This window comes from Aliarcobacter faecis, from assembly GCF_013201705.1.
In the GTDB taxonomy this organism is placed as follows: Bacteria; Campylobacterota; Campylobacteria; order Campylobacterales; family Arcobacteraceae; genus Aliarcobacter; species Aliarcobacter faecis.
Genome location: NZ_CP053837.1, coordinates 458,395 through 473,144 on the forward strand (window position 1 = coordinate 458,395; position 14,750 = coordinate 473,144).

Genomic DNA, 14,750 nt, shown 5'->3' on the forward strand with positions numbered 1-14,750 from the left:
TAAGTGCTTTTTTAGCTGGTATGTTTATAAATGAATTAATATCATATGGAATATATTTTGAGTTAATACAAAATAGTTTTTTAGGATTTAATATTGTAGGAAATAAGTTTAATCCTGTTCCTTTTTTGACATCTCATATTGAATATACATTATTTTTGTCATTTACTATTATTGTCTCTTTGTTTTCTATTTTTACTATAAATAGTAAATTTTTAAAAGTATTATTATCTTTATTTATTACTACAATGACGATAAATTTGTTTATAACTACCGGAAGGACAGGACAATTTACTTTATTAATGACCATAATATTTTTAATAATAATATATTTTAGACATAATATAAAATATATAATGTTAAGCTTTGTAACTATATTTTCTGTATTTATTCTTGCATTTAATTTTAGTTCAAATACTAATACAAGATTACAACAAGGCTATTCAGATATTATTAAATTGATTGAAAATAAAGATTATAATACAAGTTTTGGCATTAGATTGACTTCTTATATTATTATTCCAGATATTATAAAAGATGAAAGATTTAATCTATTCTATGGAATGGGATATTGTGAAAAAGATAGAATAATTCAAGATATACAAATTAAAAAAATTGGTACTTTCATGGAAGGAACATTTGGGCATTTACACAATACTTATATTGCGCTACTTGCTGGAACAGGTTTTGTAGGAATAATAATATTCTTAATTCTTTGGTATTATCTATTCACACTTAAAATAGAAGATGGGTATATAAATTATATAAGATATTCATTTTTCTTTGTTATATCATTTGGTGGTATTTCATCAGAACTTTTTTGGCAAAAAGAAGTGATGTTATTGAGTGCTATTTTTATATCTATAATTATTTATACAACCACAAATAATAAAAAGGAGAAAATTAATGAATAACTTAGTATCTATTGCTATGTGTAGTTATAATGGGGAAAGGTTTATTCAAGAACAAATAGATTCTATCTTATCTCAAAGTTATACAAATTTTGAATTAATTATTGTTGATGACGGTTCAAATGATAATACTATAAAAATACTAGAAGATTATGTAAAAAAAGATAATCGAGTAAAATTCTTTCAAAATGATAAAAATCTTGGTTTTGTAAAAAATTTTGAAAAGGCTATTAGTTTATGTAATGGAGATTATATTGCTCTTGCAGATCAAGATGATATTTGGAAAAAGGATAAGATTGAAGTTTTTATTAAAAATATAGGAGATAATTTATTAATTTATTCAGATGCCATTTTAATAGATCAATATTCAAAAGAGATAGGAAAAGAATTAATTAGACCAAATGGTAATTTAGTAGAAGGAAAATGTAATAAAGCTTTTATATTTTATAACTGTGTTTCTGGGAATACTTTAATGTTTAAGAAAGAATTAATAAAGTATATTTTACCTATACCAGAGAAAATTACATTTCATGATATTTGGATAGCATTTATTGCTTCTACAATTGGTACTATTACTTTTACAGAAGAGGCAATGACATATTATAGAAGATATAGTGAACAAGTTACAAAAGACTCAAAAAAAGAGTATAAAACAATTTCTGATAGATTAAAAAAGAAAGAAAAATCATATTTACTTCATGCAGAAAACTTAGTAAATTATTGTAAAGAATTTGCAAAAGTAAAAAATATAGATGAAGATATGAAAAATATTTTAGATATTTTTATAGGACATTACTCAAATTATAATAAAGGTTATTTTAACCTTAAAATGAGAGATTATTTAAAAAAATATAAAAATGAATTATTTGCTATAAAAAGAGAAAAAACAAGAGATAGATATATAAAAAGATATTATTTCAAAAATAAATTATTAAAAATATTTTTTTATTCAATTTAGGTAAATAATGAAAAATATAGATATCTCATTTATTACAATAAACTACAACTCTTCTTCTTTTACTATAGAATTAATTAATAGTATTTTAATTCAAACAAAAGATATAAAATATGAAATTATAATTGTTGATAATGCTTCAAAGTATGAAGATTTGAATAATTTAAAAGAGTTTATAAAAGAAATAAAAGATATAAAATTAGTAGAAAATAGGATTAATAGTGGCTTTGCAAGTGGCAATATGCTGGGAGTTAATAGTGCTAGTGGGGAATACTATTTTTTTATTAATAATGATTGTAAAATTTTAAATAATAGTGCAAAAATTTTAAAAGATTTTTTAGAAGAAAATAATGATGTTGCATTAGTAACAGGGAAGGTGCTTGATGAAAAAGGAGGATTCTCTTCATCATATAAGCAGTTCCCACATTTGATAAAAGAGTTATTTGGAAATAGTATTCAAAGGATTATTTCAAAAAATAAATTTCCTAGTAATAAAATAAATCTTCAAATAAACTCCCAAGTTGAAGTAATAAGTGGTTCTTGTATGTTTTTTGACTCAAATATTTTTAAACAAATAGGGGGATTTGATACAGTCTTTTTTTTGTATTGTGAAGAAGAAGATATTTGTAAAAGAGTTTGGGATTTTGGTAAAAAAGTATATTTTGTACCTAATGCTCAAATTTATCATAAATCAGGAGGAAGTTCTTCTAAAAATTTTGAAATGGAGAGAGAATTTTATATATCTTATTATCATTTATTAGATAAGTATTATTTTATAGGTAGTAAGATATTACTAAAGTTTTCTTTATTAATTAAATTATTTTTTAGAATTTTTAAGAAAAAGAATGGCTTAAAGATATTTTTATCTTTTATGGGTGGATTTTCAAAGAAAAATAGTTTAAGGTATTTACAACAACTAAGAGATGTGGAGGAATAAGAAAGATGCTATTTAATAGTTATGAATTTATATTTGCATTTTTACCAATAGTATTTATAGTTTACTTTTACTTAAATAGTAAAAGGATGGTTTTAGGTGCAAAGATATGGTTAGTATTAGCAAGTTTATTTTTCTATAGCTATTGGAATATAATATATCTACCATTAATATTATTATCAATATTTGTGAACTACGGAGTAGGGATAAGTTTAGTGAATAGTGATAAAATAAGAAAATTATCTTCAAAAACTATTCTTACTTTTGGGATAGTATTTAATCTAGGATTATTAGGATATTTTAAATATACAGATTTTTTCTTAGAGAACTTTAATGGGATATTTGAGACAAATATTCCTCTACCACATATAATACTTCCTTTAGGGATTAGTTTTTTTACTTTTACCCAAATAGCATTTTTAGTAGATGCTTATAAAAAAGAGGCTAAAGAGTATAATATATTTAACTATATGCTCTTTGTAACATATTTTCCACATTTACTAGCTGGTCCAATTTTGCATCATAAAGAGATGATGCCACAATTTGCTTCTAAATATAACTATATAAAGAATTATAGAAATATAGCATTAGGACTTTTTATATTTTCTATAGGATTATTTAAAAAAGTAGTAATAGCAGATACATTTGCAGTATGGGCAAATGCTGGATTTGATACAGCAACAACATTGAATTTAATAGAAGCATGGGCAACATCTTTATCATATACTTTTCAATTATATTTTGATTTTTCAGGATATACAGATATGGCAATAGGTATAAGTTTGATGTTTAATATAAAACTTCCTATTAACTTTAATTCACCATATAAAGCATTATCTATTCAAGACTTTTGGAGAAGATGGCATATGACTTTAAGTAGATTTCTTAGAGATTATTTATATATACCGCTTGGAGGAAATAGAAAAGGGAATATTAGAACATATGTAAATCTAATAACAACATTTTTATTAGGTGGACTATGGCATGGAGCAGGATGGACATTTATAATTTGGGGATTGCTACATGGTATAGCATTAGCAATACATAGGTTTTGGCAAAGCTTAGGATTTAGAATGAATAAAATCTTAGCATGGTTTATAACATTTAACTTTATAAATATAACATGGATATTTTTTAGAGCAAAAGATTTTGAGAGTGCAATGAAAGTATTAAGTAGTATGTTTAGTTTGAATAATATAGTATTACCAGAGAAATATTTTAAATTCTTAAGTCAATATAATGAGATATATTTTAGATTTGGAGAAGTATATGATAATATATTAGGGAAAAGTAATACAACAGTGTTTATCATTGTTGGGTTTATTATTGTTCTTGCTTTTAAAAATAGTATGGAAAATATGATTAATTTTAAAGCAAATTATTTTAATTTATTTTTATCTTTTAGTTTTATAATATATTGTATTTTCCAATTAAATAAAATCTCTGAATTTTTATATTTTAATTTTTAAGGCAAATAAAATGAATATAAAGAGTAATATTTGGGTAAAAATCTTAGTAAGTTTTATACTTACTATCGTTGTTTTAGTATGTTCATTTAATTATGTTGTTGATCCGTATGGTTTATATAAAACTAATTTTTTTGATAGTAAACCAAAACAAGCTGTACATAGTAGATTAGCTAAATTATTTGAAGTTAGAGAACAAAAACCTATTTCTATTGTAATAGGTACTTCAAGGGCTGATATGGCAATAGACCCAGAACATGAATATTTTGTAAAACCATCTTATAATCTTTCTAATGCAGGATTGTCTATTTATGAAGCTAAATATTATATAAAAGAAGCTATTAAACTAGGAGTAAAAAATATATTATTTGTAGCAGATTGGAGAATGTTTAATGATACTATTAAAAAGTCTTCAGATTTTGAAACATATTTTAAAGATTATAATAAGTATAAATTTTTACTAAATTATAAAACTTTAGAAGATAGTTTTTATACTATAAAAAATCAAACTATTAAAAATATGTATTTTAAAAATGGATTATTAAATGATTCTCATATGATAGCTTATGTAGATAATGTAGGAGGACATTTAGCTTTAATGAAAAAAGAAGAAAAATTTTATTATAAATTTATATCGGCAAATAATAATTTTTATAAAGGTACAAATCTTAATAGTTTTAATGATTTTAAGGAGATTTTGGAGATGTGTTATAAGAATAATATAAAACTTGATATTATTTTTGGACCATCTCATATTAGACAATGGGAAGCATTTGCTTATTATAATCAATATGAAACATTTTTAAAGTGGAAAAAGGATGTTGTTTTAAATGTAGAAAGAGTTGCATTAGAACAACATAAAAAACCTTTTAGAATTGTTGATTTTTCAGTATATCATAAACTTACTGCAGAAGAAGTGCCAGTTGATCCAAAAATTAAAATGAAATATCATTTTGAAGGTAGTCATTACAAGAAGTCTCTAGGTAATATAGTTTTAGATAGACTTTTAGATAAATCAGAGTATAAAGATTTTGGAGTAATTATAAATAGTGAGAATATAGATTCTCATTTAGAAAAATTAAGAAATGATAGAATAAAATTTATTGATACAAAAGAGTATATTAAAGAGGTTTTTGGTGAATAAATATATATTAAAATTAAAAATAATTGGGAGCATAAATGCTATTTAATAGTTATGAATTTATATTTGCATTTTTACCAATAGTATTTATAGTTTACTTTTACTTAAATAGTAAAAGGATGGTTTTAGGTGCAAAGATATGGTTAGTATTAGCAAGTTTATTTTTCTATAGCTATTGGAATATAATATATCTACCATTAATATTATTATCAATATTTGTGAACTACGGAGTAGGGATAAGTTTAGTGAATAGTGATAAAATAAGAAAATTATCTTCAAAAACTATTCTTACTTTTGGGATAGTATTTAATCTAGGATTATTAGGATATTTTAAATATACAGATTTTTTCTTAGAGAACTTTAATGGGATATTTGAGACAAATATTCCTCTACCACATATAATACTTCCTTTAGGGATTAGTTTTTTTACTTTTACCCAAATAGCATTTTTAGTAGATGCTTATAAAAAAGAGGCTAAAGAGTATAATATATTTAACTATATGCTCTTTGTAACATATTTTCCACATTTACTAGCTGGTCCAATTTTGCATCATAAAGAGATGATGCCACAATTTGCTTCTAAATATAACTATATAAAGAATTATAGAAATATAGCATTAGGACTTTTTATATTTTCTATAGGATTATTTAAAAAAGTAGTAATAGCAGATACATTTGCAGTATGGGCAAATGCTGGATTTGATACAGCAACAACATTGAATTTAATAGAAGCATGGGCAACATCTTTATCATATACTTTTCAATTATATTTTGATTTTTCAGGATATACAGATATGGCAATAGGTATAAGTTTGATGTTTAATATAAAACTTCCTATTAACTTTAATTCACCATATAAAGCATTATCTATTCAAGACTTTTGGAGAAGATGGCATATGACTTTAAGTAGATTTCTTAGAGATTATTTATATATACCGCTTGGAGGAAATAGAAAAGGGAATATTAGAACATATGTAAATCTAATAACAACATTTTTATTAGGTGGACTATGGCATGGAGCAGGATGGACATTTATAATTTGGGGATTGCTACATGGTATAGCATTAGCAATACATAGGTTTTGGCAAAGCTTAGGATTTAGAATGAATAAAATCTTAGCATGGTTTATAACATTTAACTTTATAAATATAACATGGATATTTTTTAGAGCAAAAGATTTTGAGAGTGCAATGAAAGTATTAAGTAGTATGTTTAGTTTGAATAATATAGTATTACCAGAGAAATATTTTAAATTCTTAAGTCAATATAATGAGATATATTTTAGATTTGGAGAAGTATATGATAATATATTAGGGAAAAGTAATACAACAGTGTTTATCATTGTTGGGTTTATTATTGTTCTTGCTTTTAAAAATAGTATGGAATTTAGGACAATTTTTTTAAAAAAACCCTATTTATATACAATAGTTTTAGTTTTAGTAACATTTTACACAATATCAAATATGTCAAAATATACTGAATTCTTATATTTCAATTTTTAGGTTATTTCTATGGGTAAATTCAGAAAAATATTTTATATATGGATTTTTTTAGCTTTAGTTGTCATTTCTTTTCATCCAATAATTTATTATTTATATGTAGGGAAAGTTTTTCCAAAAGATTCTACTATTGTTGGAGATTTAGCAAGAATGACTTATTCTGTAGATCTTCTTACTGATAGAAAAACTGAGAATAATTTACATAATAAACATATTCAATTTTATGAATACAAAGGAGAGAGAGTAGATTTTCTAACTATTGGAGATTCCTTTTCAGCAGGAGCTGCTGGAGGATTAAATCCATATTATCAAGATTATATATCAAATATATATAATTTATCTGTTTTAGATATAAAAATGTTTAAAAATAGTAAAAATTATATAGAAACAATATATGCTTTATTAAATTCCGGAGAGTTAGAAAATATAGGAGTAAAATATATATTAATAGAATCTGTTCAAAGAAGATCCTTAGAAAGATTTGCTATTGATAACATAGATACTAATTTAAATAATATAGAAGAATTTTCAACTTTAATATCAAAAAATAAGAATCTCCTCAATCGTAAAGTAGATGAAAACTTATTAAAAACTGAGAAAGATTCTATATCTTTACAATATGTATTGAAAAATTTATTTGCCAAATCATCTGATGATGAAGTGAGTGTTATAAATAATTTGAATTTGAATGCTTTAGAGTATAATTTAACATTTAAAATTAAAGGTTATGGAAAGATGTCTTCACATGTTTATAGAGAGAAATTAAATAAAGATTTATTTTCAACCAAAATATCTGATGAATTACTTTTTTATGATGAGGATTTAAAGTATTTAAAATTAGAAACTAAAGATAATGTTGAATTGTTAAATAATAATTTTAATTTATTAGCAAATGAATTGTCAAAAAAAGGAATAAAACTGATTTTTATGCCAGCAGTTGACAAATATAATCTATATAGACCTTATATTATAAGTAATGATTATCAAGAGAGTATATTTTTTGAATATTTAGAAACTTTACCAAAAGAATATATATTTATAAATACAAAAGATATCTTATCAAAAGAGATTGAAAAAGGTGAAAAAGATATTTATTTTGTAGATGATACACATTGGAATTATAAAGCTAGTAAAACAATTATAGAAAATAATGTTTTTCAGAAAATATTTGATTAAATTTTATTTTTCAGTAAAAAAATGATAACAGAATTAAAAAGATTTAAAATTTTAGAGATTATAGAGGTCAACTTATAGCTTTAGAATGAGATCAAGAAGTCATTTTTTTTAAAGAATATGTACCATAGATAAACTTTACAAAGTTAGTAGATAAATATAATAAATCTATTTACTGTAAAAATATAATTAAATACCAGCAAATTTCATTTATGATACAAGTGTCTAAAACAGTAGAATAGATCTTGGAAATTTAATGAAGAGTTTGTTTGGGTGAGATTTTCTTATCTAATATTAACCTTATTAAATGCGAATAAATTTTAACTAAAATTTAGGTTATAATTATTTAACTAAGTAGTAAGTTAATTAAATAATTAATCTTAAATTATTTAGGTAAATCTTTTTTCCAATAAATTTTTTCTTTTATTATTTTAGCTGGACTTCCAGCTAAAATAACATTAGAAGGATAATTACCTTGTGTGATTAAAGTATTTAAAGCAATGATACTGTTTGGACCAATGCTTACACCTTTTAAAATTTTTACATTTTGACAAATCCAGACATTATTTGATATATAAATATTTTTACTATTGTTTAGTATCTTATTAGAATTATCTAAAATAGTATGCCCATCATTATTTCTAATTTCTATGTTACTAGCAAGAAGACAATTCTCCTCTATTAGTATTGAGCTATTTTCTCCTGCACAAACAATAATTGCTCCACCAATTTCACAATTATTTTTAATAATAACTTTTAAATTATTACCTATTAACATAAGATCTAAATTTCTTATAAAACAATTATGATGAATTTCTAAAATATTGTTTTCTCCATAAATACCTATTTTTGATTTCTTAATATTAGAGTTTTCAATTTTTATATAGTTATTTTTGCCTTTTATATTTATTTTGGATGATTTTAATTTACTTGTGATATTGATATTATTATTTTGTTTTACTTTAAAGTAATGTTTAATTTGAATAAAATGTGAAAAATTTAACATGATTTTTCTTTTAATATTGATAAAAAAATATTTCTTAATTCTTCAAATTGTTTTGTACTATCAAAATATTTATCAACTTTAATTTTTCCATTTTTAGATAGTTTTTCTCTAAAATCTTGATTTTCTATGATCATTTTAATTTTTTCATATAAATTATCACTATCCATACTTTTAAATAATAGCCCAGTCTTTTTATCATTTATTATTTCAAGAGGACCTCCACTATTACTTCCAAGTACACAAATGCCACATTTCATAGCTTCTATTAATACAAGTCCAAAAGTCTCTTTTTGTGTTGCTAAAACTACACAATCAGAAATTTGCATAAAATCAGTTGGATTACTTACAAAATCTGTAAAGATGTCATTTGGATAATTAGCTTTCAAATTGTCAAAATAATTTTTATCCATATAGTGACCAATAACTAATGTTTTTATATTTATATTACTCTTTCTTAATTTATCAACAGTCTCTAAAACTATATGTTGTCCTTTTGCTTCTTCTACTCTTCCTACTATACAAACCACGAATTCATTTGTGATATTTAAGGATGTTTTTAGGATTTCTTTTTCATCAGATAATAATATTTCTGGAGTTTCAGCTCCTATATAACAAGTTTGAACTTTTGGTCTGATTTCTTTTGGTATAAACTTTTCAAGTTGTTTTTTTACTAAATTTGTAACAGCAACTATCATATCAATATTTTTATATAAAAATTTATGGTAAAAATCATTTTTAAATCTTGTCATATGCATATGGCGTGTTTGAATAATTTTTGGTTTTCTTTTTGAAAATAGTTTTGCTAAGACAACAGTTAAAATATCTTTTGTCCAGTGAATATGTACTATATCAATATTTTCTTTATCTATAATCTTTGCTAATTTGAAAAAACTATATTTTGAAATTTCAAAATAATTCATTTTTTCATTATCAAAAACTTCTTTTAATTTTGATTTTTTATTTATTATAGCTTTTGTTTGAAAATATTTTGTAATATTTTTCATATATAGTTCAAGCCCACCTAAATCAGGGGATAGACAAACTTCCAAGATATTTTTCATATTTTCCCTTAAAAAATTAAGTCACTATTCTATTTTATATTTAGTTAAATATAAATTAAAAGCAAGATTTCGATAAAATCTAGTTCAGTATATAAAAAAGGTTAAAATTTGTTAAATTTCAAATTTATAATAAATGAAGAGTTCAAAAATTTCAAAGAGTTTTTATTAAATATAAAAAGTTATTTTCAAGAAAATAAAAATATTATTCATAAAGCAAGAAATGAGATAAAAGTAATAAACTATCAAAATATTGATGTTGTTGTAAAATCCTTTAAAGTTCCAAATCTTTTAAATAGAGTTGTTTATACTTTTTTTCGTGAAACAAAAGCAAAGAAGTCTTATGATTACTCTTTAAAAATAGGTGATTTTACACCAAAACCAATAGGATATATAGAGTTTTATGAAAGTTCTTTATTAAAAGATAGCTATTTTATAAGTGAAAAATTTGATTATGATTTTACTATTCGTGAGCCTCTTTTAATCAAAGATTTTCTACAAAAAGAGCAGATTTTTAAATCTTTTGCAAAATTTACTTACTCTTTACATGAAGCAGGGATTTATCATCTTGATTATAGTCCTGGAAATATTTTGATAAAAAAAGTTGAAGATGAGTTTGTATTTAAAATTGTAGATATAAATAGAATGAGATTTTTAAATTTAGATACAAATTTAAGAATGAAAAATTTTTCAAAACTTTGGGCAAAAGATGAAGATTTAGAATTTATTATAAAAGAGTATGCAAGAATCGCTCAAATAGATGAAATTCTAGTCATAGATAAAGCTATATCATATTCTCATTCATTAAAAGCTAGAAAAAATTTCAAAAAAAGATTGAAAGGGCAGAAAGTTGTTGATTAAACATATTAGTGTAGTTATTATAGTAAAAAATAGTGAATTTACTATAAAAAGAACGTTAGATAGTTTGGTCTCTTTTGAAGAAGTTCTTGTTTATGACAATGGTTCAACGGATAATACTATGCAAATAGCAAAAAAATTTTCAAATGTAAATTTAATTCAAGGCGAGTTTAAAGGTTTTGGTTGGACAAAAAATAAAGCGGCCTCTTATTCAAAAAATGATTGGGTTATGATTATTGATAGTGATGAAGTTGTAAATAATAATTTACTAGAATATTTAAAAGCGAAGAAGTTAGACAATAATACAGTTTATAGGCTCAATTCAAATGGATTTTATAAAGATATAAGAGTTAAATATTGTGGTTGGACTTTAACAGTTAAAAGGCTATATAATAAAAATATAACATCTTTTAATGATAAAGATGAAGTTCATGAACATATTTTATCTGATGGTTTAAAAGAAGAAGTTTTAGAAGGTAGTATTAATCACTATAGCTATCATTCAATTTCAGAATTTATTATAAAAGCAGATAGATATTCTTCTCTTTTTGCAAAAAATAATGCAGGAAAAAAATCTTCAAGTCCAATAAAAGCTTTTTTTAATGCACTTTATTCATTTTTTAGGACTTATATTTTAAAACAAGGTTTTAGGGATGGCTATGTGGGACTAATTATTGCATTCTCTCATATGGTTACAAACTTTTATAAGTATATAAAACTTTATGAGCTAAATCTTGAATTAAAGAAGAGTAAAAGATGAATCTACTTATAACAAGACATGATAAAATAGGGGATTTTGTAGTAACTTTACCACTTTTTAAAGCTATAAAGGAACAATATCCAAATACAAAACTAACGGCTCTTGTTTCAAAGATAAATTTTGAGTTTGCAAAAAGTTTAGATTTTATAGATGATGTAATTTTATATAATAAAAATGATTTAGAAAAAACTTTGCAAGATATAAAAAGTAGAAATTTTGATATAAGTCTTAGTGCATATATTGATACTAATTTAGGAAAACTTTTATTTAAAAGTAGAATTAAAAAGAGAGTTGCTCCTGCTACAAAATTGGCTCAATTCTTTTTTAATAAGCGAATAAAACAGCGAAGAAGTAAGGTTGAAAAAACAGAGTGGCAATATAATCTTGATTTGGCAAAGGCAATTTTTCCTAATATAAAACTTGATTTTACAAGACCACTTTTGAAATTTGATGTAAAAAAAGAGAAAAGAGTCATTTTTCATGCAGGATTTGGTGGAAGTAGTGATGGAAATTTAACTTTGAATGACTATATAAATTTAGCTAGAAGTATAAAAAATAGTGATTATGAAGTAGTTTTTAGTTTTGGACCAGATGATGAAAAATCAAAAGAGTATATAAAAGAAAATCTTGATTTCAAAGTTATAATTTACGATTCAAAGGGAACTTTAGTTGAATTTGCTAAATATATTGCAAGTAGTTCTTTATTTGTTAGTACTTCAACTGGACCTATGCATCTTGCAGGGGCAAGTAATACAAAAACTTTAACATTCTTTGGGAGCTCCTTATTTGCAAGTAGTAAAAGATGGGCAACAATAAGTGATGAGAGTTTACAAAATAATTTTATGCTAGATAAAAATTATACAAGAGATGACTATTTAAAGATAGAGAGTAGATTAAAAGAGATAATTTGTGAATAAAGAGCCTTTTTTTTGGGATAACTACTCAGACCAACCACAAGTTATAAAAGATAAAATTTATAAAAAAAGTATGCGAAAAAAACATATAAAAGATTATATAAAGCTTCTTTTTAGTTCTATTTTTATTTTACCAATAGCAATTTTATTTATGAAGTTTTTTAGAGGAAAAGTGGAAACCTCAAATAGAGATTTTATAGGGCTTGGAGTCAATCTTGATAAAGATGATGGAAAAAATATTCAACAAGAGTTAGTTGAGGAACTTGGAGTTAAAAATTTAATTATTCGTTTACCACTTTGGGATATACAAAACATTGATTTATATGTAGATTTTGTGAAAAGCTTTAATGAAAAAAGCCCTAAAAATATACTTTTAAATATTATGCAAGATAGAGAAAATATAGAAAACTTAGAGTTTTTAAAACAAAGTTTAGAGCTTATTTTTACAAAATTTTCTAGTTTTGTTTTTGAGTACCAAATAGCTACAACTATAAACCGTGCGAAATGGGGTTTTTTTAGTGTAAAAGAGTATTTTCAATTTTATAAAATAGCACAAAATCTAAAAGAAGAAAAATTCCCAAATATAAAGCTTTTAGGACCATCTGTGATAGATTTTGAATACTATTATAATGTTCGAGCAATGTTTAATCTAGGGAAAATTAAATATGATATTGTCTCAGCACAACTATATGTAGATAGAAGGGGAAGTCCACAAAATAGACAATATGGTATTTTTGATTTAAAAAATAAAATTGATTTACTTTTTTCATTGGTAAAATTAAGTCCGAAATGCACAGATGATATTTATATAACAGAAGTAAATTGGCCTATAAAAAATACAGCTCCTTATGCACCAACAAGCGAGAAAGAGTGTGTTTCAAATGAAGATTATACAAAATATATGATTGATTATTTTAAAATAGCAAAAAATAGTTATAAAATAAAAAGAGTTTATTGGCACCAATTAATTGCACCTGGTTATGGTTTGGTTGATAATAGAGATGGAAAAATTATCAAATATCCACAATTTTATGCTTTTAAAGAACTGTTGGAAGCAAGACTTTAGTTTTAGAAAACAAAATAAATATAAAAAAGAGTTATAAATGAAAATATTTATAGAAATTCCCTCTTGGTTAGGTGATGCTATCATGGCAACTCCAGCTATAGAAAATTTGATAAAAACTTATCCTCAAGCTAAAATTATACTCTTAGGTTCATTTGTATCTACACAAGCATTTGAAGGATATTCAAATATAGAAAGGGTAATTGTAGATAATACAAAAAAAGAAAAGAATAGGTATAAAGCTCTTGTCTCCTTAGCAAAAAGTATAGGAAAAGTTGATTTAGCAATCTCTTTTAGAAGAAGTTTTTCTTCTAAATTTATGATGTTTTTTATAAAAGCGAAGGAAAAATTTAACTATAAAAGACTTACAAAAAAAGAAATACATCTAGCTATAAGATACAATGATTTTATAAATAAAGTTTTAAATTTAAGTAATGAAGTAGGGGATTTGAAACTTTATTTTAAGCCATTTTCTTACTCTAAAGCCACTCTTGGAATAAATCCTGGTGCAACATATGGAAGTGCAAAAAGATGGTATTCACAAGAGTTTGCAAAGGTTGCTATATCTTTAGCCAATAGATATGATATTGTTATTTTTGGAGGACCAACTGAAACTGATATTGCAAAAGATATAGAAGATGAGTTAATTAAAAATGGTATTTCAAATTATCAAAATTTAGCTGGAAAGACTACAATTCCTGAACTTATAGAAAAAATAGCTGGACTTGATCTCTTTATTACAAATGATAGTGGTCCTATGCATATTGCGGCTGCTTATAAAGTAAAAACTATTGCAATATTTGGACCTACGAAATTTACAGAAACAAATCAGTGGCATAATGATGAAAATGGCTTGATTATTACGAAGAATCTCTCTTGTGCCCCTTGTATGAAAAGGGTTTGTCCTTTAAAACATCATAATTGTATGAAGCAAATAACAGCTAGTGATGTTTTAAAAGGCTTAGAAAAATTAGAAGATATTTCAAAGTAAAAATATAATTCATATTTTGATTAC

14 protein-coding genes are annotated in these 14,750 nt (G+C 23.8%); 12 read left to right on the plus strand and 2 right to left on the minus strand.

Features of this window, described 5'->3' with window-relative positions:
• The first annotated feature begins 20 nt into the window (after nucleotides 1-20).
• The 7 genes from AFAEC_RS02320 to AFAEC_RS02350 are packed head-to-tail and all read left to right on the plus strand — an operon-like array spanning nucleotide 21 to nucleotide 8,079.
• Complete coding sequence (locus AFAEC_RS02320) at nucleotides 21-911, plus strand: O-antigen ligase family protein (protein WP_162148370.1); 891 nt, start codon at nucleotides 21-23, stop codon at nucleotides 909-911.
• The gene (locus AFAEC_RS02325; RefSeq protein WP_051487617.1) at nucleotides 904-1,866 is read left to right on the plus strand and encodes a glycosyltransferase family 2 protein; all 963 of its coding nucleotides are present in this window, start codon (nucleotides 904-906) and stop codon (nucleotides 1,864-1,866) included. Before AFAEC_RS02320 ends, AFAEC_RS02325 begins: the two co-directional genes overlap by 8 nt.
• Before the next feature lie 7 nt (nucleotides 1,867-1,873).
• Nucleotides 1,874-2,800, plus strand: coding sequence for a glycosyltransferase family 2 protein (locus tag AFAEC_RS02330; RefSeq protein WP_026806378.1), 927 nt, complete (start codon nucleotides 1,874-1,876; stop codon nucleotides 2,798-2,800).
• Between the two features lie 5 nt (nucleotides 2,801-2,805).
• Nucleotides 2,806-4,266 carry an MBOAT family O-acyltransferase gene (locus AFAEC_RS02335; RefSeq protein WP_026806377.1) on the plus strand — a complete coding sequence of 487 codons (1,461 nt, stop codon included), beginning with the start codon at nucleotides 2,806-2,808 and terminating at the stop codon, nucleotides 4,264-4,266.
• A gap of 10 nt (nucleotides 4,267-4,276) precedes the next feature.
• Nucleotides 4,277-5,407 (plus strand): hypothetical protein, encoded by a 1,131-nt coding sequence (locus tag AFAEC_RS02340; protein ID WP_172658619.1) that lies wholly within the window; start codon nucleotides 4,277-4,279, stop codon nucleotides 5,405-5,407.
• Nucleotides 5,408-5,442: 35 nt separating this feature from the next.
• Nucleotides 5,443-6,906, plus strand: coding sequence for an MBOAT family O-acyltransferase (locus tag AFAEC_RS02345; RefSeq protein ID WP_026806374.1), 1,464 nt, complete (start codon nucleotides 5,443-5,445; stop codon nucleotides 6,904-6,906).
• Nucleotides 6,907-6,915: 9 nt separating this feature from the next.
• Nucleotides 6,916-8,079 carry a hypothetical protein gene (locus tag AFAEC_RS02350; RefSeq protein ID WP_026806373.1) on the plus strand — a complete coding sequence of 388 codons (1,164 nt, stop codon included), beginning with the start codon at nucleotides 6,916-6,918 and terminating at the stop codon, nucleotides 8,077-8,079.
• A 382-nt stretch (nucleotides 8,080-8,461) separates the two neighbouring features.
• Here AFAEC_RS02350 and AFAEC_RS02355 read toward each other — a convergent pair whose 3' ends face one another.
• Both AFAEC_RS02355 and AFAEC_RS02360 read right to left on the minus strand, forming a co-directional pair.
• Nucleotides 8,462-9,082, minus strand: coding sequence for an acyltransferase (locus tag AFAEC_RS02355; RefSeq protein WP_026806372.1), 621 nt, complete (start codon nucleotides 9,080-9,082; stop codon nucleotides 8,462-8,464).
• Complete coding sequence (locus AFAEC_RS02360; RefSeq protein ID WP_034216666.1) at nucleotides 9,076-10,143, minus strand: glycosyltransferase family 4 protein; 1,068 nt, start codon at nucleotides 10,141-10,143, stop codon at nucleotides 9,076-9,078. Before AFAEC_RS02360 ends, AFAEC_RS02355 begins: the two co-directional genes overlap by 7 nt.
• A gap of 108 nt (nucleotides 10,144-10,251) precedes the next feature.
• Between AFAEC_RS02360 and AFAEC_RS02365 the strand changes: the two genes are divergently transcribed.
• From AFAEC_RS02365 to AFAEC_RS02385, 5 genes are read left to right on the plus strand one after another with little or no spacing between them, the layout of a single operon-like run.
• Nucleotides 10,252-11,001 (plus strand): lipopolysaccharide kinase InaA family protein, encoded by a 750-nt coding sequence (locus AFAEC_RS02365; protein ID WP_026806371.1) that lies wholly within the window; start codon nucleotides 10,252-10,254, stop codon nucleotides 10,999-11,001.
• The gene (locus AFAEC_RS02370) at nucleotides 10,994-11,758 is read left to right on the plus strand and encodes a glycosyltransferase family 2 protein (RefSeq protein WP_306459124.1); all 765 of its coding nucleotides are present in this window, start codon (nucleotides 10,994-10,996) and stop codon (nucleotides 11,756-11,758) included. Before AFAEC_RS02365 ends, AFAEC_RS02370 begins: the two co-directional genes overlap by 8 nt.
• Entirely contained in the window at nucleotides 11,755-12,675 is a 921-nt protein-coding gene (locus tag AFAEC_RS02375) for a glycosyltransferase family 9 protein (RefSeq protein WP_026806369.1), read from the plus strand. The genes AFAEC_RS02370 and AFAEC_RS02375 overlap by 4 nt, the downstream gene beginning before the upstream one ends.
• Nucleotides 12,668-13,738, plus strand: coding sequence for a hypothetical protein (locus AFAEC_RS02380; protein ID WP_026806368.1), 1,071 nt, complete (start codon nucleotides 12,668-12,670; stop codon nucleotides 13,736-13,738). Before AFAEC_RS02375 ends, AFAEC_RS02380 begins: the two co-directional genes overlap by 8 nt.
• A gap of 37 nt (nucleotides 13,739-13,775) precedes the next feature.
• A complete protein-coding gene (locus AFAEC_RS02385) occupies nucleotides 13,776-14,726 on the plus strand; it encodes a glycosyltransferase family 9 protein (RefSeq protein ID WP_026806367.1) in 951 nt (316 codons plus the stop codon).
• Nucleotides 14,727-14,750 lie beyond the last annotated feature (24 nt).